We start from the raw sequence: 1,489 nt of genomic DNA on the forward strand, positions 1-1,489 counted from the left end.
TGCTCCGCCCGCCGCCCGGCACCTCTTCCCAGACTCAGCCGAACGGTCGGTCCGCCTATTCCGTTTTTCCCTTTCAGGCTAGGACAGCGGGGCATCGCCCCTTTCCTCGCGCGCCCGCGCGATGAGCCCCGGCGTCAGGTCGAGCTCGCCGACGGGCACGTCCTCCACGCCGTACGCGTCCAGCAGCGCCTCCGCGTCGGCGCCGAGCATCGCCCGGAAGGCGCGGGCGGGCGTCGCGAAGCCGAGCGCGCCGCGCGGCTCGGAGTTCACGTGCGACATCGCCAGCGACAGGTCCGCCGGGGCCAGCCGGTCGAACCTGAGGCCGCGGCCCTTGGGCAGCAGCTTCCTGATCTCGACGTGGTTGCGCTCGCAGGCGCCCTTCTGGTCGCTGCGCCGGGGGTCGCAGTAGAACAGCCTCGTCTCGCCCTGCCCCTCGCCGATGAGCGCGGCGATCGCGTCCTCGTCGGAGAACTCGGGGCCGTTGTCGGTGAGCACGGCGCGGAACACGCGGCGCGTCCCGTCGGCGCCGAGGACCGCCCGGACGCCCTCCAGGGCGCCCGCGACGCACCCGGCGGTCTTCTCCTCCAGCGGCAGCGCGAGCTGGAGCCTGCTGGGGCGGTGCAGCAGCGTGAGCAGGCAGGCGGAGTCCTCCCGGGCCCCCTCGACGGTGTCCATCTCCCAGGCCGCGGCGCACGCGTCCTCCCCGAGGGCGAGGAACGCGGCATGTGACCTGCGGGCGGAGTGGCGGGTCGCCGCCCGGCACGCGGCGCGCTTCCTCGGCCTGTAGCCGACCTTGCGCCTGAGCTCCATGTTGGTCATGCCGTCGTAGCCCGCCGAGACCCAGCGGTAGATGGTCGACGGCGACAGGTCCACCGGGCCGCCGTTGCGCGCCGCCATCTGCTCGGGCGAGAGCCCCCGGCCCAGGCCGTCGCGGATGAGGGCGAGCGCCTCGGCCGCGGCGGGCTCGTCGGCGTCTATCCCGCGCCTTGACGAGACGAGGACCGAGTCCGCGCACAGCTGCGCGGCGCGGGCGTCGTAGAAGACGTGCGGGCGGCGCTTGCAGCCGACCGCACGGTACCGCCCGCACCCGTTGCAGCAGCGCGGCCACGCGGCCAGGCGCGGGCATGCCGCAGACAGGTCGGCGGAGGCGTCCACGCGCTCGCCGCGCCTCTCCCTCGGCGCGGTCACGAACCTGTGCGACGCCACCTCCGAGCACACCGTCGAGGGCGACCTGCCCAGCTCCCTCGCGATCTGCCTGCACGAGGCCCCTCGCTCCAGCATCCTCTGGACCGTGTCCCGCTCGTGCCTGGTGAGCCTGCCGTAGGCCCTCGGGGCCGCCTTCCCGGCCCCCTTCTTCCTCTTTCCGGACATGCCGTCCTCCGATCTCCCGGGGCCGGCCGGTCCGGCCCTCAGGGTATCGGATTCCCATATTCATCCGTACATGTACGGATGAATATGGGAGGTGTTCGGATGAAGTTGCCAATCAAGG

At 73.0% G+C, this 1,489-nt stretch carries 1 protein-coding gene; it reads right to left on the bottom strand.

What is annotated here, in order from left to right:
- Positions 1-78: 78 nt before the first annotated feature.
- Positions 79-1,371 (bottom strand): IS30 family transposase, encoded by a 1,293-nt coding sequence (locus DW925_RS09975; protein WP_117790920.1) that lies wholly within the window; start codon positions 1,369-1,371, stop codon positions 79-81.
- Positions 1,372-1,489: the final 118 nt, after the last annotated feature.

The organism is Collinsella sp. AM43-1 (assembly GCF_003467925.1).
In the GTDB taxonomy this organism is placed as follows: domain Bacteria; phylum Actinomycetota; class Coriobacteriia; order Coriobacteriales; family Coriobacteriaceae; genus Collinsella.